Here is a 19,221-nt window from a genome sequence, read left to right on the forward strand (position 1 = left end):
TCCAGTATTAGTAGAGAGGGTTCTTCTGCGTAGGCAGAGGAACCTTTTTTTATAATGGTAGTTAGAAGGGATAAAAGATTCCGTATATGAATAGATATAAATCAGCTTGAAATAGTGGTTTATATCCAAGGAGGAGGAAGTGAAATGGGTGCACGCTTTATTAAAGCAGCGGTCATTTATTTTCTAATTGGTACGATTGTGGGATTGGCAATGGGTATTGCTGAAGAATTCCAGTACACCTCGATTCATGCGCATATTAATTTGCTAGGCTGGGCTTCATTAGCCATTATCGGATTGATTTATAAGGCGTATCCCGAGCTTGGACAATCCAAACTCGCGAATACCCAGTACTGGCTGCATATGATTGGACTGCCACTACTGATCATCAGCATGTTCAACTTCACAACGAATAATAAAAATATCGGAATCCCGATTGCTGCAGTAGGGGGATTAATGATCATCGTTTCAGCGCTGCTGCTCGTCATTAATCTATTTAAACGAGTAAAATAATGAAGTAAAGTCTCATATAAAAAAAAGAACAAATCGAAAATGGCATGAGATCAAGTTGTTGATCTCATGCCATTTTTTGATTTCCTATTCCATCAGTGTACGAAAACAGGGCTTGCCTTACTGAAAGTTTCTAATATGGTTGAATGTTGTTGCGGCTTTTCAAGGGGGAGTTGTCTTTACGGAGGCAGAAGATGCGGATCCGATGAGCCATTCTGCCTTTTTGAGAGAGGAGGCTGCCATGACTGTAGATTCCAGCGGGCTAGCTTATCAATTTGAGACGTTCTCACAATTTGCTGAAGGGTCAGTGCTAGATTGGGATATGGTCACTGTTCCAATAGATCCTGTTAATCCTGAATACTCAAACTCCTATGAAATATATGATTTCTACGGTGTTTCTTCGCAATCCGGGCATCCGGAAGAAGCTTTAGAACTTGTTAAATTTATTGCAGGGGACCCGGCTAACAGTCGCTTGCTTGCCAAAGGGAGATCGAATATGGGATTGCCTGCAGTTAAGGATTATATGAGTGCCATAGACGACCATGATCTCTCGACCTTCTATTCGTTGAAGGCTAATCTGAATGTTAGAGATGCCGGTTTGCTTATTGAGCCCGCTATTATGAATGCCTTTCGGACAGGGGCTCAAGCCGTATTGGATCGTGTTATACAAGGCGAGCTTAGCATAGATGAGGGTCTAATGGAGGTAGAGCAGTTGATATTACAGTAAGTGTTGGAGTCTAATCGATTCCATATACTTAGCCACGCCATCATCATTATTGCTGTCTACCTCATGAGTGGCCATCTTGATTAATTGAGGGTGAGCGTTGGATACCGCTATCCGCGTTCCCGCTGCTTCAAACAAGCCGACATCGTTAAGATTATCACCAAACACCGTTATTTCAGAAGGCGTACAATGCATAAGCTCAGACCATTTTATTAGCCCTTCCTTTTTATTTGCCTTTTTGTGACTGAATTCTAGGAAATAATGGTTTTCGATATACGCGTCTTTCATGAAGTGAATATGTACATCATTTCCCCATCTTTGTTGAACTTCGGTCATTAAAGGCTCTAGCTCCTCCAATAATCCAATGTAAGTGATAATTAGCGTTCTATATGTATCAGGGCATTCAAGTTCCGCCAGCTCTCCAAAACGCGGATCATTTGGGCGGCTTTGGTAGAATTTCATATCGCCTTCTCGACTCAGCTTCTCATGCAGAACCCGTTCCTTATCGTTCTCATCAAGCGCAAACAAAAAAGGAACTAAGCTATGATTTCTGCCAATGTGGATAATAGCATTCGCTACATTAATATCTAACCAGTATCCGCCAATTACTTTCTCGGTAAGGGGATCAAATATAACGGCTCCATTATACAATATAATTGGATATTTCCATGGAATGACGGAGACGATTTTATTTGAGCTGGCATAGCTTCTTGCCGTGGCGTAGCTAATGAAAATTCCTTTTTCCAAAGCATCAGAAATCGTAGCAATCGTAAAATCGGATAGGGAAGCATCTGATTTAAGCAGAGTCCCGTCAAGATCAGTAAGAAAATATTTCTGCAGCTGCTGCAAAGCGTATACCCCCAATAAAGTATTTATACCTTAATTCCGTCTTTTATGTAATTAACAAATAATAGCATAAATTTCCTGTTTTGTAGAAGGGAATATGAGGGATAAGAGAACAAAAAAAGGCCTCCAATCACGTATTGTGATCGGAAGCCTTTTTCATTACTCGGCATACGCGACTTCTGTACCCGCAATAAAATCATGAATAGCGCGTTTATCTTCTCTAGCAGCAACCATAATGATACTCACAATGAAAGCAACGCCTAGAGTCAGGCCGTAGACTAACCCAGCGACTACATTTCGCATAAGCATCGTACCTATGGTCGGCGGTGATCCATCCAGCTTTCTTATTTGAATACCGCAAATTCGTTTGCCGATCGTATACCCATTCCAAAAAACAGGTACTAACAACGTATACAGAAAAGACAGAATTCTTGTGAAATAATCACCTTCTCCATCCCCGCCTGTAATGATAAGCGAGATGATGGTTAACGGAATAGCAATAATGATTGCATCCAACAATCCAGCGCCTAGTCGTATCCAAAATCCAGCCGGCAAAATGATCCCCCCTCGACTTTAGCAAAATGTGAAAAACGAATAAGCGTTGTCATATACATTCATTTTTAGTTTATGGAAGCTTTACCCTAATAATAACTGTCATGATAAAATCTAAGGATGTCTTGCAGCATGAAATGAAAAAGTTATGGATGATTGATACTTTTTGGAATCGTTGACGTTGTTATTCATGAAAGGGAGGACGGTCTCGTGAATGAACGTTTTATAAAAATGTATGATGATTATTTCGATGATATTTACCGTTATGTTTTGTACAAAACAGGCAATCGCTGGGATACGGATGATTTGGTTAGTGAAATATTCCGTAAAGCTTTTCAGAACTTTGATAAAATGCGTTTGGAAAATGGCAAACCGTGGCTCCTGACGATTGCCCGTAATACCGTTATCGATCATTACCGCAGTAAAAAGGAATGGGCGTATGGACATGACCCGGAGGTGTTTGGGTATATAGGCGTCGGAGAGCTGTTAGACACAACAGAAATATCTAATGATTGCTTAAAGCAATCGCTATTGGCGCTTTCTGCCGAGGAGAGCGAGATGATCAATCTGAAATATATAGCTGGAATGAAATATTCTGAAATGAGCGAAATAGTCGGTAAGCCAGATACTTGGCTGAAAACGAAGGTTCATCGTATTAAACAAAGAATGGGTTTGTTCATAAATAATTGCATGGAGGGCCAAATATGAATGATGAACAAATGGAGAGATATATGCAGGAGTTAAAGACAGAGCTTCCAATTAACGAGACACTGAAAGCGGAGCTGCGCAGCTCCTTCTTGTCAAAGCGTGCCAAGCAGCGCCGACGTTGGCGCTGGAGTAAAGTGAGCGCCGCTTTTCTTGTCGTTTGTGTTCTTACGGTGTTCAGTACGGTGTGGCTATATGATAAAGAATCACCAAAAGTTGAAGCGGCATCTTTGCATTTTCTCCCCTCCTTTTCGTTATTTCAGCAGCTTGGGAAAGAGAACAGTGCGGGCATGGCGGAATACAAAGGAACCATCTACATTCCACAGAAGAAGGGCTTGTACGCGTATGACGAGAGTAGCTTCTATCAATTGGTAGAAGGCGATATTAACTTTGTTCGGGTATCTCCAAACGGAGAGCAATTGGTATATGTGGAAGAGGGTGGATTGTATCTATATGATTTGAAGAGCAAATCGAGTCGGCTTCTGTTAAAAGGTGCAACTGCTCAGGACATATTGGCGACCCCTGCATGGTCACATGATGGCAAACGAATTTTATATGTAAATATTAAAGAATCCGTAGAACTAGGCTCTGATCAGACGGATGAGACTGCTAGAATCGAAGGGATGATTGCTGAAATAAACATAGGAAAAGGAACTGTCAAAGAAATAGCGGAAGGTGCCTATCCTTCCTATATGGTCGGTCAAAATGCAATTGTATATGAAAAAAACAGCAGCATTATTTTGAGAAACTTGAGTGATGAGACTGAAAAAGTACTTGATAATGGTCAGTATCCATCCGTCTCAAATGACGGAGCTTATATCGCTTATATCAAAACAGAAGGGGAGCCTGCGCTCCAAGATGTATGGATTGCAGATTCAGACTTTAAGACCAAAAAGAAAGCTACGCATAATATGCTCTCTGATGCATGGGACAGAGAAACAGGGAAAATGATTGAAGGCAAGCAGCAGCCGCGCTATACCTTTGAAGAGCCAGTCTGGAGCAGTGATAGCAGTCAGTTGTTCATATACAAAGTATTTCATACGAATGTGGTATGGAAAGAGCTGATGCGGTTAAGCATATCCCAGCAGTATGCCACCCCAGAAGAGATAGTAGCAGGCTCTATTCAGGCGCTAATCTACCGGGATGAGGATTACGCCCACAGCTTCTTTAGCTATGATCCTGGCTATCTGAAGGGTACGAGTCCCCGTCAGGTTGGTTATAGCATAGTTGGAAGCGGGCAGGAAGCAGGGAAAGAGTACATCGATGCTGAAACCTATCTGTCCTATGCTGATCCTTATTATCAGATCATCACGCAAAGGTATTGGTTATCTAAGGGTGATGAGGGCTACCTTATTGATGCCATGGACGAATTGAGCAGCGAGACGTTAACGATTGCGGGTGAGAACGTTGTTTTAACAGCTGATGATGAGAGGGATCAGACGATATTCGCATTGAAGGATATTCCAAAAGCTCCTAATGGCGTAAATGGCGACATTTATAATCTCGTTTATCAACCATCGGCGCATACGGTGTTTATGACGCTAAATAGGAAATTCAATAATGGGAATGAACTTGTGTTGATTAAGTATGATATAGAAAGTAAGCAGTTTATGCAGTTAACGGTGTTGGATGATACGGACAGTTCTTCTCTAATGATTATCGATGCATCAGGAAAATACATTGCGATTGAGGCTGTGTCCGATGGCATCGAAAATACGCTCGTGTACAGCATGGAAGAGAACAAAACGTATACACTTTCCAACGAAATAACGGGTGAAGAGCCGTTATCCGTAAACACTCGCTTCTGGTCTAATGAGCTCTTAACCTATTATGTGGAAATGGACGATAGAGATGTATTTTTTACATTTGATCCAAAATCTAAGAAGCAATAGGCCCCGCACATTAAAGATTAATAATATTTTAAGATGATACGTGATACTGAGGACAAAAACAGTTAATATAGAAGAGAGGTTATCATTGCACCCCAATAATCGTAAGGAATCGGTGAAATATGCAGATTGGTTTATTTGACTCAGGAATCGGTGGGCTTACCGTGCTAGCTGAAGCGCTTCGCAGGCTGCCTGACAAGGACTTTCTTTATATGGCGGACACGCTTCATGTTCCTTATGGCACGAAATCGAAGGAAGACGTGAGAGCTTTTGTAATGGACATCGTGGAGACGATGATGAAGGAAGGCATAGATGCGTTGGTTGTTGCATGCAATACGGCGACCAGCATAGCGATATCAGATCTTAGAGAGCGCTATTCGCTTCCTATCGTCGGTATGGAGCCAGCAGTCAAGCCAGCAGTAGAAATGAATCTTGCAACGGGTAAAAGAGTGCTGGTATTTGCTACGCCATTAACCCTGTCGCTTCCTAAATATTATGCGCTTGTTTCCAGTGTGGACAAAATGGGCATTGTGGACTCGCTGCCGCTGCCCGAGCTTGTTCAATATTGTGAAGCTTTAGAATTTGATAAAGAAGTAATGAGAGAATACTTTCATTGGAAACTTTCCTCCTATAACTTAGATGATTATGGCATTATCGTGCTTGGCTGCACACATTATCCTTTTTATAAGGATATTCTTCGGGAGCTGCTTCCACCGCACATTGAGATTGTAGATGGAAACGCGGGAACAGTGAGAAGATTAGCAGCCTTGCTGAATCGTTACGGAATAACGGAAGGCGGGGGAAGCGGGAAGGTTCGGTTTATGTGTACTGGTAATGATCCTGTCTATATCGACAAAATGCATACCGCACTCGCTCTTCTGCAAGGTAAATAAAATATATCAGCAAACCACTCTACTTCATAAAGGAGAAGAGTGGTTTTTTTATTTGTCCGTGGAGAAAGCAACGTGAAAAGCCGGATACTAAGCATAATGCGCAATAAATCACTTACGTTGGTGGGAAATTACGGGGGAGTCGTTGAGGTTAAGTAGCTCTCAAATATATTTAAGGGATTAACTGCATCTGACCATCCGAGTATTTCCAAGTAGATAATTCTCCTGTTGTAACATCTGCTTGGAATGTGTTTGTTTCAGAGTCATAAAGGACTACTTGAGCATTCATGAGTTCATTTAATTGAACAGTCACCACATGCTCCCCCTGCTGTTTGTAGATGGAGGTTTGCGGGGCAGTGCCCGCTGTGGCTACAATTTCCTTAATACCATCATTATCGAAATCAGCTTCAACAGTATGAGCATCTATACGCAATAGAACAGGAGGCGATACGCTGCTGTCTAGATAGCCCGCGATAGGGCAATTGGCGCCACATAAGCCTGTGATTTTTATCCATGATTTGGATAAAGCGTCTGCTTCATCGATGGTAAAATCGGTTGCTTGCTGCATAGAAGAATAGCCCATTTGTCCAATATCGTATCGTTTGGAGTCAATTAGAATCGAAGCATAAACGTTATCTGAATCCTTGTTGTTCCGGTAGAGTTCAATTGTGTTTTTTTGAATCATTTTGCTGGTGAGGATCACTTGTTTATCTGCGGAAGCAGCCTCACTAAGCGGTTTTACCAGCTCAACATTGGTATAACTCAGAGCAAATCGTTGAATTTGAGGGGAATTTGTTTGCACGGCAGGATTTGTCTTGGTGTCAGAGGTTGTGAGTGGAGTTGGTGTGAGATTTTCATATGGTTTTTCGCTTGGCAGGGTATCTTTATTTGTAGATAGACCACAGCCTGTAAGCAAACATAGTATGGCTAAAAATAGTAAAGATACGTTCTTCATATCCACTAACCAACTCCTACTCTTCCTATTTAAATTTTCGATTCATCCAATTGCAAAAGGATTGGACAATGATCACTGCCTAGAATTTGAGTATCGATTTGAGCGTCAATTAAGGAGGGAGCTATTCTTTCCGAAGCTAGAAAGTAATCAATTCTCCACCCAACATTCCGCTCTCTTACTTTAGGCATGTACGACCACCAGGAATAGACGTCAGCCCGATCAGGGTAGAAATACCGAAAGGTATCAATGAATCCGCTGCTTAGCAGCTCCGTCATTTTGCCGCGCTCTTCTAAAGTGAAGCCTGAGTTTCCACGATTGGGCTTTGGATTTTTGAGATCGATTTCTTGGTGAGCAACATTCAAATCCCCGCAAATAATTACGGGCTTTTGACTGTCCAATTGCTGAACATAGCTGCGGAATCTATCTTCCCACTCCAGTCTAAGATCCAGCCTTGATAAGTCACGTCTAGCATTTGGCGTATATACATTGATTAAGTAGAAAGACTCAAACTCAAGTGTAATAATGCGCCCCTCTGATTCAGAATCCTCCTCCAAGCCATAGCGCACGGAAAGTGGCTGAACCTTGGTGAAAATAGCCGTTCCGGAATACCCCTTCTTAAGCGCGTAATTCCAATATTGAGAGTAGTCTGCGCCTAGTTCTAAGCTAATTTGGCCCTCTTGGAGCTTTGTTTCTTGTATGCAAAATATATCTGCTTCGGTTTCTTTTAAGTAATCATTAAAGCCCTTTGTCACACATGCTCTCAGACCATTTACATTCCAAGATACCAGCTTCATTATGATCAATCTCCTTATAGCACTTTATCGTTTATTACTTAGTGTAACATATTTATTTGTACAAGCCGGTTCATTTGATAGATATGAAAAAGAAACCATTTCGGAATCTAGCATGTCAGTCTAACATTGTTTTTTTGTTATTGTTGAGAAGGAAAAATAAAAACAATTGCAAAAATGCATAAAAAAGGATATTATATTTTTTAAACGTGAATAAAAATGCATAAACAGGAGTGAAGCGGCATGTCTCAGGAGGGCTCAAGTATGTTTGCAGAAGAACGTCGGGAGAAGATTCTTTCTTTGTTGGAACAAGACAAGAGAATATTAGCTAAAGATTTGGCGGTAAGGTTTCAAATCTCTATTGATTCGATTCGGCGCGACTTGTCTCTAATGGAGGAGCAAGGACTGCTCAAGAAAACGCATGGAGGAGCGATTCCTGCTGCAACTGCTCGGCAATCCCCTCAGCCCCCGGAATTGCGTTATGGAGAAGGTTCGCCGCAAGGGAATGCAATGGCAAAGCTTGCTGTCACTTATATTAGGGAGAATGAGACCGTCTTTATTGGCAGCGGATCTATTTCTTATGTACTGCTGAAGCATTTGCCTCCGAACATGCCGTTAACCATCATTACGAACTGTATGCGTGTAGCTGATGTGTTACGTGATCGAAACTGGATTGATACGTATTTAATTGGAGGGCGAGTGAAGCAATCTGGCAATATTACGGATGTGCTTGCCATTGAATTTATTCGTCACTTTAAAATTGATGTTTGCTTCTCTACTGGCGGCGGCATTTCAGAGAACGGCATCAGTATGGCTACTCCGGAGGTTGCTGCGTTTAGTCGAGCAGTCTCTGCTGTATCCCGTCGTCGGATTGGGCTTGCAACCTATCACTCTCTTGGAAATGATGCTTTTGCAAAGGCGGTACCTATCGAGAACTTGGATCTGCTCATTACTGACAAGGATGCGGATCCTGAAGCCATTGAAAAAATTCAAGCACTTGGGGTTAAGGTCATTGTTGCAGAGACGGAATCAGAAGAAATAGAATAATTGATTGCATGCAGTCCAGAGCGTTCTTTCAACCTCGGGGCTGCTGCTATAGAATGCGCGACCACGCTTCTTTGATCAATTGAATACCTCGCTCCATGTCCTTAACGGTGATACCGCCGAAGCCTAAATAAATCTTAGGATGCTTATCTCTGTTTCTAGGATGAGGTTCCTTATTTTGTGGACTATATATTTGAACCCCATTGGCAGCTGCTAATTGAATTAACTCCTCTGCGCTATATGTTGTTTTCACCGTTAGCTCAATATGAAGTCCCGCGTTATCACCTTCTATTTGAACTTGATCGGCAAAATAATTATGAATGAGCCCTGTTAATGCTTCATGCTTTTTTCGATATAGATTCCGCATGCGTCTAATATGCCGATACCAATGACCACGCACCATGAATAAACTCATCGATAATTGATCAATTCGGGAAGGACTGGAGAGGATATGCTCCATGCCGTTCAGTTTTTCTATTAATTGAAGGGGGAGGACCATATAGTTCATACGCAGAGCGGGAGAGAATGTTTTGGAGAAAGTACCGATATAGATTACTGCACCTCGCTCATCCAAGCCTTGTAGAGAAGGGATGGTTTTACCCTGATATCGAAATTCCCCGTCATAATCGTCTTCAATAATATAAGCATTATTCTGATAAGCCCAATGGAGCATTTGCTGTCTTAAGGAATAAGACAACGGATGGCCGCTTGAGCGATGGGACGGTGTGACATAGAGAGTGTGAATACGCTCGTCGACCAGCCTAGATGCTGGGAAGCAATCCTCCTGAAGTGGGTAAGGAATAAGCTTAAAGCCATGCTGTGTAAATTTCTCTTTAACCTGCGCAATACCAGACTCTTCAAAAGCAACCTTTCGAGATGTATCCAGTAAACCCTTCAAAATTTGAATACTATAGGATATACCTGTTCCTATAATAATCTGTTCAGATGAGCAGGCTACACCTCTGGCATTTTTCAAATAATGGGCGAGCTGCTGACGTAAGTTGTATTCTCCTTTTGGATCTCCGTATTGCTGCAGGAGGGCACCCGGCATACTTAGAGTTTCGTTCAGGGCGGATCGCCATGCTTGAACGGGAAAGGAGTTTTCGTCTATGGCGAGCAGATGGAAATCGATCAGCTTATTATTGGGATTGTTCGGAACGATGTGAGTATTGGAGCTACCGCCGTTAGTACTTTGATAGGTATAGGGTTCGCTTTGAATGCTGGTAGTTTGAACATAAGTGGGTTGCGGATTAATGACGTATAGCCCTGATCGCGGTTTGCTAAGCGCATAACCTTCTTCTAATAGCATATGATAGGCGGTCTCTATCGTTGTTTTGCTGAGATGAGACTGCTGCATCAAGGAACGAATGGACGGCAGGGGAGTGCCATCTTGGAGCTCGTTATTAGTAATAAGTCTACGAATATGAAGGTAAAGCTGCCTATATAAGGGACCATCATCATTTTCTAAGAGGGTAATATCGAACATGAGGCATCTCCTATCTGACCTCTAAATATATTTAAATTCTGAACCTTATTATAAGGTCAATTTCATTATAAACTGAGTCATAAGTTTCCATCAATTGGTTAGGGGGATATGACAGACTATGAACAGTTCTATTGAAGCTCGGTTAAAGCAATTAGGGGTTGTGCTTCCTGTTGGAAGCGAGCCTGCGGCTAATTATGCGAATGTTGTAGAGGTGAACGGCTTATTATTCGTTTCTGGGAAAGGGCCGTCTGGCAAGCCAAGGGGGAAGCTTGGCGCTGAGTTCTCTGTAGAAGAGGGATATCAATTCGCGCGAGCGGCTGCAATTGAAGTGCTTGCTGTACTTAAACAAGCTGTAGGGGATTTAGACAAAGTGAAGCGAGTTGTGAAAGTTCAAGGCTTAATCAATGCCCATCCAGCTTTTGAAGAACATCATAAGGTGCTTAATGGATTCTCCGATTTCATGAATGACGTATTTGGAGAAAGAGGCGTACATGCCAGATCGGTAATGGGGGCTAGCTCTCTTCGAGACAATCTCCCTTTGGTGGTAGATTCAATATTTGAAATGGAGTAGGGAGGGGAGCAGTTGAAACCAGTATCCAGTTCTATTTTTTTAAAATGGCTGAAATGGGACAGATTATCGGTGAATACGGCGGATTAGAGCTAGTTTTTAGCTCTATTGGGTCGATTTTGACTGGTTACTGTGGAATAGAGCTAGAATCTAGCTCTATTTTTTTGTTAATGGCTGAAATGGGACAAGTTAGCGGTGAATGCGGTGGAATAGAGCTAATTTTTAGCTCTATTGGGTTGAAATTGACTGGTTACTGTGGAATAGAGCTAGAATCTAGCTCTATTTTTTTGTGAAGGGCTGAAATGGGACAAGTTAGCAGTGAATGCGGCGGAATAGAGCTAATTTGGTGGTGAAAGCGGTGAAATAGAGGCAAGTTAGTGTTGAATGGGACAATCCGACCCAATAAAGCCAGGAGTGGCGAATGAGGTGAATGTAGCAACCGAAGCGAATGAAGCGAATGTAGTAACCGAAACGAATGAGGCGAATGAGAAGCTGATTAGCAGAATTTATGGGGTGTAAGGCAGAGTAGAAGAAGGTAGATGGTATGTAGAGTGCATAGGATGGTTAGTTTAATTTGATAATATCCTTACCTTTTTGGTTAAGCCTGTTTTTTGAAATAATCTGCATAATGTCATCTAAATTATGGTAATATCGTTTAAAAAACTAGAAAACATGCCAGAGGGGGATATAATGATGCACCTCAATGAATTTAAAGTGTTCCTTGCCAGCAGCTTCGGCATCTTACTTGAGCAATTTATGGAGAATGATGAATATGGCTTCAATAATCCGCTTGAGAAGGATTTTACACACATGGGGTATGCAACTAATCTCACTCCGGAAGTTATTCATAAGTCGGCAAAAGAAAATGTAGATCTAATTATCACTCATCATGATGCTTGGGATTTTATTTACGGTATGAAAGAAGAGTGCATTAGATTGCTCCGAGCGTATGGCATTTCTCATTTTTATGTTCATCTGCCGCTCGATTTTGCCCCGTTTGGGACTTGCAACTCACTATTGAAAGAGCTCGGCATCACCAAGATTGTTCAACAGACAGAGTACCGGGACAATAGTGAAGTTATTGGCATCGGACAATTTGATGTACCTATCACCTTCGAGGAGCTGGTGAGCAGGGTTAGTCATGCATTGGATGAGAACATCTGGAGGCGGGCGTAAACTGACTCTATTCGTGTCACAAAGGAAGGAAAGGTTGATGCAAAAGAACCGGTCATAAGCCTACCCTCCAAGATCGGCTTCTGCCTCAAGCTATAGCATGGCGATGAAAGCTAATGTCCTGCAAGGTGGCAATGAATTTTGCACTTCTTGTATTTCCCTATTCATTAATGGCTTCATTTGCTTTAATATTAACTTCATAAATAATAAGATGAAGTCGTCAGAAGATGGCGGCTTTTTCCTTTTGAATGAAGGCTGTGTTAAGGTTAAAGGAGAGATTGAAATTGAGACTTTTATCTATGGACAGATCCCGCAGGTCACCTTTTGTGCTTGCATTTATAATCATCATGTTAAAAATGATTCTTTTCCGCCAATTCGTCTTCTCAGGCATTCAGCCCGATAAGCTTTTGGCAGATGCTGCAGCTGTTTTGACGTTGCTTGGCATAGCGGAGCTTCTAACCTCTGCAAAGTGGAAGTGGACAGTCTTTGGCTGGCTAAATGGCATCCTTTCCTTGCTGTTATTCGCATCTACTTTATATTTTAGCTATTATGGTACAGTACCTACCTATACGGCCCTTCATGGTCTTGATCAGGTTATGCAAATTAGAAGCAGTGTTGGGGCGACGATACAACCACTGAATTATCTCTTATTTATTGATATCATGCTATTTATATTGATATATATGGTTAATCTGATAAGAGGAGTTCGAAATCCAGGATATAAGAGGCTGGCAAGGCCATTATACGTTCTAATCGTTACGGTTCTGTGCTTGATAACATCGGGAACTTACATTGGAATGGGCAAATCCATTTCAAATGAGCTTGTACAGGCTGAAAGCCTTGGCTTTCTCGATTATCAGGTAGCAGCAGCGCTGAAAGCCAGCGAAGAGAATCAGTTGGTCAAAAATGGCAATCTTGCAGAAACTTCTGCAATGGCAGCGAGTCTGCAAGCTTTTTATCCTTATCGGGATACGGATGCAACAGGGGGAGAGGCGCCGCTTTACTTTGGCTCCGCTAAAGGGAAAAATGTGATCGTTGTACAGCTCGAAGCCTTTCAAAACTTCCCGATCCATCTGTCCGTGGAAGGACAAGCCATTACGCCTGTTCTTAATGAACTTGTAGGTGACAGCTTCTACTTCCCGCATTTCTTCCAGCAGATTGGGCAAGGAAATACGTCAGATGCTGAGTTTATGTCAAACACGTCGATATATCCGGCTGGTGTAATCGCAATGTCGACGGGCTATGGAGATCGGACGGTACCAAGCTTACCTAGGCTGCTGCAGGATGATAATTATGTTTCGAATACGTTCCATATTAATGATGTGACGTTCTGGGATCGCAACCGAATGTATCCTGCGCTGGGATTCGATAAATATTATGATAAACCAAGCTTCAAGAATGATCATTTCAACTCTTTTGGCGCATCAGATGAGGAAATGTACCGAGTGGGGCTTGATAAGCTTCAGTCGCTGCAGGAGCAAAATAAACCGTTTTATGCGCAGTTTGTCACCACCTCCAGTCATCATCCGTTCAAAATACCGAAGGAAAAGGTGCGAATAACGTTGCCGGATTCGCTTCAGGATACCCAGTTAGGCGATTATTTAACCGCGGTTAATTATACCGATTATGCACTTGGGAAATTGATTGACGGACTTAAAGATAATGGCATGTGGGAAAACACAATGCTCGTCGTTTATGGCGATCACTTCGGTCTGCAAGCCAAAGACAATGATTCAACTTGGGTTAGCGAGCAGCTGGGAATTAACTATGATGATCGCATTAGTAGATTCAATATCCCCCTGATTGTTCATGTTCCCGGTGAAAGCGGCAAGGTGGTGGAAGGGGTCGGCGGACAGGTCGATATCATGCCAACTGTCTCCAATCTGCTTGGGATTTCACTGAAAGAAAAGGGCTTTACAGCTTTCGGTCAAGATTTACTTAATACCGATCGAAATGTGGTAGGCATGCGCTACTATCTGCCAACGGGTTCTTTTTTCAACAATGACATTATGTTCATACCCGGCAAAGGCTTCGAAGACGGAACAGCTATTGATATAAGAACGAAGGAGACGGTAGCGGACTTTAGTCAGTATCGTGATGACTATGAGCATATTTTGGAGCTGATGAAGCTCTCTGATGACTATGTTCGTCTACTGCCTAAGCGAGCACCATAGAATATAAGAGCAAAGCATCAAGATCCCTCAACATTGTGAAACGAAATAGCGTTTTTACCGTATTAAATCGGATATTATCAAAAAGAGTGAGGGAAGTTCATGGAAGCGTTAAAGACGTTTTTTGCCCATTCCGTTGTAAGAAGAATTATATTTTTACTACTGGTTGTAGTGCTGCTTTACAGCCTGCGCGACATGCTTAATTTATTGCTTCTTTTGTTCTTGGTCACTTTTGTAATGGGACGGCTCGAAGGGTTTGTCACCAAAAAGATTAATCGCTTGTTTCCAATCTCACCTATACTCGTCACCGTGCTTCTCTACTTATTGCTCGTGACCACATTGGTCTTTGGTATGGTTAATTACTTGCCTAAAATAGTGAATCAGATAATCGATATGATTAATAATATTAGTCGGTTTTTGAGTTCATCCCAAAACGATGAAGTGGTTGCAAGGCTAGTCGATGCGTTAGAGAAGGTCGATTACCAGAAGTATCTGGGCAGCGCAGTCGATTATATTATGAAGCTTGGAAAGTGGCTGGAGATCATTTTATTTGTTATTTTGCTCAGCTTCTTCTATCTTCTGCAACGTTCCAAAATCGTTAAATTTACAGAGAATTTCCGTACAAGCAAAATTGGTTGGATATATAAAGAGTTTCATTACTTCGCTGGTAAATTTACATCTTCCTTCGGTAAAGTCATAGAGGTTCAGCTTATGATAGCTGTATTCAATACGATTTTGACGATGATTGGACTTTGGATTTTGGGCTTCCCATATCTAGTCGCTATCACTAGCTTAGTCTTCCTGCTTAGCTTAATTCCTGTAGCGGGAGTGATCATTTCCTTCATCCCAATCGGCATTATCGGTTACCAGGTAGGCGGTCTTTCTTTAGTTCTATGGGCAGTCGCTATGATTCTGGTCATCCATTCCTTAGAAACCTATTTCCTTAATCCAAGACTGTATGCTCATAAAACGAAACTCCCGATGTTCTACACCTTCTTTATTCTCATTTTCTCACAGCATTTCATGGGCATTTGGGGATTAATTATCGGAATCCCGATTTTCATGTTCTTACTGGATGTGCTAGACGTCAAACAGTCAGAATAGCCTATACACTAGCAGACCTATTCCCTTCTAATTAGGAAGAACCACACTTTGCTCCCTCTCCTAAATACGCTATGATACTTATAGAATAGGATTCAGGAGAGGAGTAGATATGGATAACGTAATACTTTGGCTCAAATATTTCGTGCTTGGAATTGTACAAGGGGCAACGGAGCCAATACCAGTCTCATCAAGCGGTCATCTCATCATTGCTCAAAAATTGCTAGGCATAGAGGCTAAAGGACTGACATTTGAAATATTAACAAACACGGCGTCGTTGATTGCTATTTGTTTCATTTTTCGCGCTGATATTATACGTCTAATTGTTAATAGTCTTCGATTCATTCAAAGCAGAGACAAAGCCTATAAGCCGGATTTCAATTTCGCCTTATATGTTGTAGTTGGAACGATACCTGCCGTCATTATTGGCCTGCTCTTTAAAGATCAGATTGAGGCTTACTTCTCTTCCGTTCGTACGGTAGGCGTTTCACTATTAGTTACGGGTGTTGCCTTATGGTTGATTCGTAATCTGCGCGGGCGCAAACGGGATGGAGACTTAACCATCAAGGATGCCTTAATAGTTGGATTGGCGCAGGCTATTGCGCTCATACCAGGTATTAGCCGTTCAGGTTCCACTGTTATTACCTCCATTGCTGTCGGTATGAAACAAGAGACTGCACTCCGTTTTTCTTTTATGCTATACATACCTGTAAGCTTGGGCGGCTTAGTTCTCGGAGTATCCGATATGTTCTCTGATCCTAATCGCTCCACACTGGCTATTCCTTATTTTATTGCTTTCCTGACGACGTTAATCGTTACTTACTTTGCAATGAAGTGGTTTATGAATATAATGGCTAAAGGCAATCTCATTTACTTTGCTTATTATTGCTTTGCAGCCGGCATATTATTGCTTATTTTCCTGTAATCAACTTTCATTTATTGGAGGATTCATTATGACAAGCAAACGGGTCATTTTATTTCAAGGGGATTCCATTACAGACGGGGCAAGAGCTAGAAATGATGATCCTAATCATATTCTAGGGCATAGCTATGCTTATCTTGTTGCAGCAAAGCTAGGATTGGAATGGGCGGAAGAACAGCCTTTATTCATCAACCGAGGTATTAGCGGCAATCGGGTATCTGATCTATATGCTCGATGGAACGAGGATGCATTCAGTTTGAATCCAAATATGATCAGTATTCTAATCGGTGTGAATGATGCATGGAGAATCATGAATAATGAGCCTACCGGCGTTACAGATCGATTCGAGCGTGCTTATCGTCATCTTTTGGAGGAAACAAAGGAAGTATTGCCAGATGTGCAGCTTGTGTTATGTGAACCATTTATCCTTAATACAGGTGTGCCTGCGGGAAACTGGGAAGCTTGGTCCGAGAAGGTGAGCCAGTACGGACAAACGGTCAGGGAGCTTGCAGAACAATTCGGAGCCATTTTCGTACCCCTTCAAGAGGCATTCGACGAGGCTTGTCAACGTGCGGATGCGGCTTACTGGATATGGGATGGCGTTCATCCAACCGCAGCCGGTCATGAACTTATCGCTAAGCAATGGATTTCAACCGTATTGAATAACAAATAACTATAACTTTCATAAAAAAGCCGAGAATCCTCAATAGGATGCTCGGCTTTTTGTTTTTAATTTTCGCAGTAAAGGAAGGCGGTAGTGCTTCAGAACGAAACGGATAGCAAAGTAGCCAGCAATAGAAAACAGGATGCTGTTAACAATGGAGCCTGCCAAGAAATTAAGGCCGATGTCTCCAAAGCTGCTGAGATGGTCGACTGTCTCTGAGTAATCTGCTTCAGGTACTTTCTTATTCCAGGGATGGAGCAGAGACAGGTTAGGGAGAAATAGCTTCTCCAGCACGAAGCCTGTTTTGTAATCGAGAAAAAATAAGCCTGGCCAGAGGAATGAACCGATGGAGCCAGAAATAACTGCAGCAACGATATTACCGCGCAACAGCTTTGCAAGACCAACAGATAGCAGCATACCGATGCCGAACGTAGGAAACCAGCAGTGAAAGATGCCAGCTGTAAAACCTATGGCGACGACATGGTCGGACTTGCGTATGCGCAGCAGTTTTAAGAAATAAAACTTTAGTTTTCGTGACCATTTGCTTATCATAGTTGCCTGAGCCTCTTGTCCTGTTAGATATGTTTTTATCATATCAGATTTCACTCGAAATAATAAATAATTTTAGGACTGGTAACAATTGAATGGAATGCCATATAAAAAGCAAGTGGGCTTGTACATTCTACCAATCAACCATATAATTACACTAAAATAAGTTAATTGGTTAATATTAGAAGTAATGCATATTTCTAAAGACGGAATGAGATGTCCTAATGCCTATATTTATAAAAGCGCTTTCTTTGCTGGATTGGAATACAGTCGAAGTAGAGAAATGGAGAGATGACCTATAAGTAAATGGAAAAAGCTATTCACTTTTGCGATTCTCACTGCGCTGATTGCATCTGGGTGCCAAGCTTCGACTGGTCCTCGCTCCAAAGCGCTCGCTGAGCCGAATGACGAGAAGAAAGAGGTTTCGATAGAGGCATGGATAATTGCGAATACGCCGTTAGCCGAGCCGTTTTTTATAGAAACAGTAGAGCCTTATATGAATCAGCATAGAAATATGACACTGAATATAAAGGTACTAAGCTGGGACACTGCTTGGACGGAGATTACAACTGCGATCACAAGGGGCGAAGGACCAGATATTTTACAGTTAGGCACAACTTGGGTGCCTGCGATTGCGGCTATGAGCGGGCTATATGAGCTTTCAGACAAAATCAGTGAAATAGGAGGTAAAGGAGCCTATCTCTCTGCGAGCTGGAGAACGACAAGGAGTGATGGCGATTCAAAGGTTTATGCCGTTCCTTGGTTTGTAGATGCGCGTGTCCTTTATTACCGCAAGGATGTGTTTAAAGCGGCTGGCGTTGATCCAGATACCGCTTTTCAAGACTGGAATAGCTTTAAAGAAGCGTTAACGAAAGTGAATGGGATTAGATTTGGCGGACAGAAGATGACGGCGTTCGGGGTTCCCGGCAACAACGACTGGAACGTCGCTCATAATATATTCCCATGGGTATGGAGCGCGGGCGGAGATGTGCTGGCACCAGATAACAAATCTGCTGTCTTCAACAGTAAAAAAGCGTTAGAAGGCATCATGTATTATACGGGGTTAGCGAAAGAGGGCTTAGTAGACTTAGCTTCTCTTAGCAAAAACTCATCCTCAATCGAAAATGATTTTGCAGACGGCAAGACAGCAGTAATGATTTCCGGACCTTGGCTAATGAAGGACTTTGAATCTACAAGAGATGAGGGCGGGCTCGGTGGTGTCATCAAAAAGGAGGATATCGGAATTGCTCCATTGCCGATGGGCCCAGAAAAAAGATCTACTTTTATTGGTGGCAGCAATCTAGCTGTATTTCAAACCTCAGAGCATAAAGAAGAGGCATGGGAATTAATCCGCTACTTATCCAGCGATGAAGCGCAGCTCGCTTACTCTCAGAGGCTTGGTATGCTGCCTGCAAAAAAAAGCTTGATCCAATCGCAGGAGGTTACAGAGCTTCTGGGGTATTCGGCATTTGCAGAGGCAACTAAATATGGGAAGACATATCCATCCATCCCGCAGTGGGGACCCATCGAAACAGCACTGGTGAGACATTTTGGAGAAATATGGAATGTTGTCGCTAGTGGAACGAATGCTTATAACGAAGAAGCGATTCAGAAACGGTTAGATGCTGCCGTAAGGGAAATCAATATTATTTTGGCCCAATAAGTGCATGGGTAAAAGAGAAGG

21 protein-coding genes are annotated in these 19,221 nt (G+C 42.2%); 15 read left to right on the top strand and 6 right to left on the bottom strand.

Annotated features, from left to right (window positions below; all coding sequences use genetic code 11):
* Nucleotides 1-144 precede the first annotated feature (144 nt).
* Both AC0YOD_RS13775 and AC0YOD_RS13780 read left to right on the top strand, forming a co-directional pair.
* Nucleotides 145-510: a cytochrome-c oxidase gene (locus AC0YOD_RS13775; RefSeq protein WP_475799868.1), complete on the top strand. Its 366-nt coding sequence runs from the start codon at nt 145-147 to the stop codon at nt 508-510.
* A gap of 139 nt (nt 511-649) precedes the next feature.
* Nucleotides 650-1,234, top strand: coding sequence for a type 2 periplasmic-binding domain-containing protein (locus tag AC0YOD_RS13780; RefSeq protein WP_475799869.1), 585 nt, complete (start codon nt 650-652; stop codon nt 1,232-1,234).
* Here the strand turns inward: AC0YOD_RS13780 and AC0YOD_RS13785 are convergent.
* Nucleotides 1,226-2,080: an HAD-IIB family hydrolase gene (locus AC0YOD_RS13785; RefSeq protein WP_475799870.1), complete on the bottom strand. Its 855-nt coding sequence runs from the start codon at nt 2,078-2,080 to the stop codon at nt 1,226-1,228. The two genes, AC0YOD_RS13780 and AC0YOD_RS13785, sit on opposite strands and share 9 nt — an antisense overlap.
* Before the next feature lie 156 nt (nt 2,081-2,236).
* Nucleotides 2,237-2,638, bottom strand: coding sequence for an RDD family protein (locus tag AC0YOD_RS13790; RefSeq protein ID WP_475799995.1), 402 nt, complete (start codon nt 2,636-2,638; stop codon nt 2,237-2,239).
* A 201-nt stretch (nt 2,639-2,839) separates the two neighbouring features.
* Between AC0YOD_RS13790 and AC0YOD_RS13795 the strand changes: the two genes are divergently transcribed.
* The 3 genes from AC0YOD_RS13795 to murI all read left to right on the top strand — a co-directional run bounded on the left by AC0YOD_RS13795 (nt 2,840) and on the right by murI (nt 6,116).
* Nucleotides 2,840-3,337, top strand: coding sequence for an RNA polymerase sigma factor (locus AC0YOD_RS13795; RefSeq protein WP_475799871.1), 498 nt, complete (start codon nt 2,840-2,842; stop codon nt 3,335-3,337).
* Nucleotides 3,334-5,226 (top strand): hypothetical protein, encoded by a 1,893-nt coding sequence (locus AC0YOD_RS13800; protein ID WP_475799872.1) that lies wholly within the window; start codon nt 3,334-3,336, stop codon nt 5,224-5,226. The genes AC0YOD_RS13795 and AC0YOD_RS13800 overlap by 4 nt, the downstream gene beginning before the upstream one ends.
* Before the next feature lie 119 nt (nt 5,227-5,345).
* Nucleotides 5,346-6,116 (top strand): glutamate racemase, encoded by a 771-nt coding sequence (gene murI, locus AC0YOD_RS13805; RefSeq protein ID WP_475799873.1) that lies wholly within the window; start codon nt 5,346-5,348, stop codon nt 6,114-6,116.
* Between the two features lie 169 nt (nt 6,117-6,285).
* Here murI and AC0YOD_RS13810 read toward each other — a convergent pair whose 3' ends face one another.
* The gene (locus AC0YOD_RS13810) at nt 6,286-7,068 is read right to left on the bottom strand and encodes a hypothetical protein (protein WP_475799874.1); all 783 of its coding nucleotides are present in this window, start codon (nt 7,066-7,068) and stop codon (nt 6,286-6,288) included.
* 29 nt (nt 7,069-7,097) lie between these two features.
* A complete protein-coding gene (locus AC0YOD_RS13815; RefSeq protein ID WP_475799875.1) occupies nt 7,098-7,862 on the bottom strand; it encodes an exodeoxyribonuclease III in 765 nt (254 codons plus the stop codon).
* Between the two features lie 261 nt (nt 7,863-8,123).
* Between AC0YOD_RS13815 and AC0YOD_RS13820 the strand changes: the two genes are divergently transcribed.
* Complete coding sequence (locus AC0YOD_RS13820) at nt 8,124-8,906, top strand: DeoR/GlpR family DNA-binding transcription regulator (RefSeq protein WP_475799876.1); 783 nt, start codon at nt 8,124-8,126, stop codon at nt 8,904-8,906.
* A 46-nt stretch (nt 8,907-8,952) separates the two neighbouring features.
* Here AC0YOD_RS13820 and pdxR read toward each other — a convergent pair whose 3' ends face one another.
* Nucleotides 8,953-10,389, bottom strand: coding sequence for a MocR-like pyridoxine biosynthesis transcription factor PdxR (gene pdxR, locus AC0YOD_RS13825; protein ID WP_475799877.1), 1,437 nt, complete (start codon nt 10,387-10,389; stop codon nt 8,953-8,955).
* A 118-nt stretch (nt 10,390-10,507) separates the two neighbouring features.
* On the opposite strand from pdxR, the gene AC0YOD_RS13830 reads away from it, so the two are divergent.
* The 8 genes from AC0YOD_RS13830 to AC0YOD_RS13865 all read left to right on the top strand — a co-directional run bounded on the left by AC0YOD_RS13830 (nt 10,508) and on the right by AC0YOD_RS13865 (nt 16,997).
* Nucleotides 10,508-10,960: a RidA family protein gene (locus tag AC0YOD_RS13830; RefSeq protein WP_475799878.1), complete on the top strand. Its 453-nt coding sequence runs from the start codon at nt 10,508-10,510 to the stop codon at nt 10,958-10,960.
* 44 nt (nt 10,961-11,004) lie between these two features.
* Nucleotides 11,005-11,250: a hypothetical protein gene (locus AC0YOD_RS13835; protein WP_475799879.1), complete on the top strand. Its 246-nt coding sequence runs from the start codon at nt 11,005-11,007 to the stop codon at nt 11,248-11,250.
* A 91-nt stretch (nt 11,251-11,341) separates the two neighbouring features.
* Nucleotides 11,342-11,476: a hypothetical protein gene (locus tag AC0YOD_RS13840; RefSeq protein ID WP_475799880.1), complete on the top strand. Its 135-nt coding sequence runs from the start codon at nt 11,342-11,344 to the stop codon at nt 11,474-11,476.
* 174 nt (nt 11,477-11,650) lie between these two features.
* Nucleotides 11,651-12,133, top strand: a complete 483-nt coding sequence (locus tag AC0YOD_RS13845; RefSeq protein ID WP_475799881.1) for a Nif3-like dinuclear metal center hexameric protein — start codon at nt 11,651-11,653, stop codon at nt 12,131-12,133.
* 296 nt (nt 12,134-12,429) lie between these two features.
* Nucleotides 12,430-14,304, top strand: coding sequence for an LTA synthase family protein (locus tag AC0YOD_RS13850; RefSeq protein ID WP_475799882.1), 1,875 nt, complete (start codon nt 12,430-12,432; stop codon nt 14,302-14,304).
* A 99-nt stretch (nt 14,305-14,403) separates the two neighbouring features.
* Nucleotides 14,404-15,405, top strand: a complete 1,002-nt coding sequence (locus AC0YOD_RS13855) for an AI-2E family transporter (RefSeq protein WP_475799883.1) — start codon at nt 14,404-14,406, stop codon at nt 15,403-15,405.
* 109 nt (nt 15,406-15,514) lie between these two features.
* Nucleotides 15,515-16,327, top strand: a complete 813-nt coding sequence (locus tag AC0YOD_RS13860; protein ID WP_475799884.1) for an undecaprenyl-diphosphate phosphatase — start codon at nt 15,515-15,517, stop codon at nt 16,325-16,327.
* Nucleotides 16,328-16,355: 28 nt separating this feature from the next.
* On the top strand, nt 16,356-16,997 hold the full coding sequence (locus AC0YOD_RS13865) for an SGNH/GDSL hydrolase family protein (protein ID WP_475799885.1): 642 nt from the start codon (nt 16,356-16,358) through the stop codon (nt 16,995-16,997).
* A 30-nt stretch (nt 16,998-17,027) separates the two neighbouring features.
* Here the strand turns inward: AC0YOD_RS13865 and AC0YOD_RS13870 are convergent, their stop codons facing one another.
* Nucleotides 17,028-17,540, bottom strand: a complete 513-nt coding sequence (locus AC0YOD_RS13870; protein WP_475799886.1) for a DUF2062 domain-containing protein — start codon at nt 17,538-17,540, stop codon at nt 17,028-17,030.
* Between the two features lie 343 nt (nt 17,541-17,883).
* Between AC0YOD_RS13870 and AC0YOD_RS13875 the strand changes: the two genes are divergently transcribed.
* The gene (locus tag AC0YOD_RS13875; protein WP_475799996.1) at nt 17,884-19,200 is read left to right on the top strand and encodes a sugar ABC transporter substrate-binding protein; all 1,317 of its coding nucleotides are present in this window, start codon (nt 17,884-17,886) and stop codon (nt 19,198-19,200) included.
* The last annotated feature ends 21 nt before the right edge of the window (nt 19,201-19,221 follow it).

It is taken from the genome of Paenibacillus sp. J31P13 (assembly GCF_056269295.1).

Excerpts from the sequence above, each read along its gene's own strand:
- AC0YOD_RS13815 (WP_475799875.1), bottom strand. The coding sequence starts at position 7,862 with ATGAAGCTGGTATCTTGGAATGTAAATGGTCTGAGAGCATGTGTGACA.
- AC0YOD_RS13860 (WP_475799884.1), top strand. The coding sequence starts at position 15,515 with ATGGATAACGTAATACTTTGGCTCAAATATTTCGTGCTTGGAATTGTA.
- AC0YOD_RS13870 (WP_475799886.1), bottom strand. The coding sequence starts at position 17,540 with ATGATAAGCAAATGGTCACGAAAACTAAAGTTTTATTTCTTAAAACTG.
- AC0YOD_RS13865 (WP_475799885.1), top strand. The coding sequence starts at position 16,356 with ATGACAAGCAAACGGGTCATTTTATTTCAAGGGGATTCCATTACAGAC.
- AC0YOD_RS13835 (WP_475799879.1), top strand. The coding sequence starts at position 11,005 with ATGGCTGAAATGGGACAGATTATCGGTGAATACGGCGGATTAGAGCTA.
- AC0YOD_RS13845 (WP_475799881.1), top strand. The coding sequence starts at position 11,651 with ATGCACCTCAATGAATTTAAAGTGTTCCTTGCCAGCAGCTTCGGCATC.
- murI (WP_475799873.1), top strand. The coding sequence starts at position 5,346 with ATGCAGATTGGTTTATTTGACTCAGGAATCGGTGGGCTTACCGTGCTA.
- pdxR (WP_475799877.1), bottom strand. The coding sequence starts at position 10,389 with ATGTTCGATATTACCCTCTTAGAAAATGATGATGGTCCCTTATATAGG.
- AC0YOD_RS13840 (WP_475799880.1), top strand. The coding sequence starts at position 11,342 with ATGGGACAATCCGACCCAATAAAGCCAGGAGTGGCGAATGAGGTGAAT.
- AC0YOD_RS13775 (WP_475799868.1), top strand. The coding sequence starts at position 145 with ATGGGTGCACGCTTTATTAAAGCAGCGGTCATTTATTTTCTAATTGGT.
- AC0YOD_RS13830 (WP_475799878.1), top strand. The coding sequence starts at position 10,508 with ATGAACAGTTCTATTGAAGCTCGGTTAAAGCAATTAGGGGTTGTGCTT.
- AC0YOD_RS13820 (WP_475799876.1), top strand. The coding sequence starts at position 8,124 with ATGTTTGCAGAAGAACGTCGGGAGAAGATTCTTTCTTTGTTGGAACAA.
- AC0YOD_RS13855 (WP_475799883.1), top strand. The coding sequence starts at position 14,404 with ATGGAAGCGTTAAAGACGTTTTTTGCCCATTCCGTTGTAAGAAGAATT.
- AC0YOD_RS13800 (WP_475799872.1), top strand. The coding sequence starts at position 3,334 with ATGAATGATGAACAAATGGAGAGATATATGCAGGAGTTAAAGACAGAG.
- AC0YOD_RS13850 (WP_475799882.1), top strand. The coding sequence starts at position 12,430 with ATGGACAGATCCCGCAGGTCACCTTTTGTGCTTGCATTTATAATCATC.
- AC0YOD_RS13810 (WP_475799874.1), bottom strand. The coding sequence starts at position 7,068 with ATGAAGAACGTATCTTTACTATTTTTAGCCATACTATGTTTGCTTACA.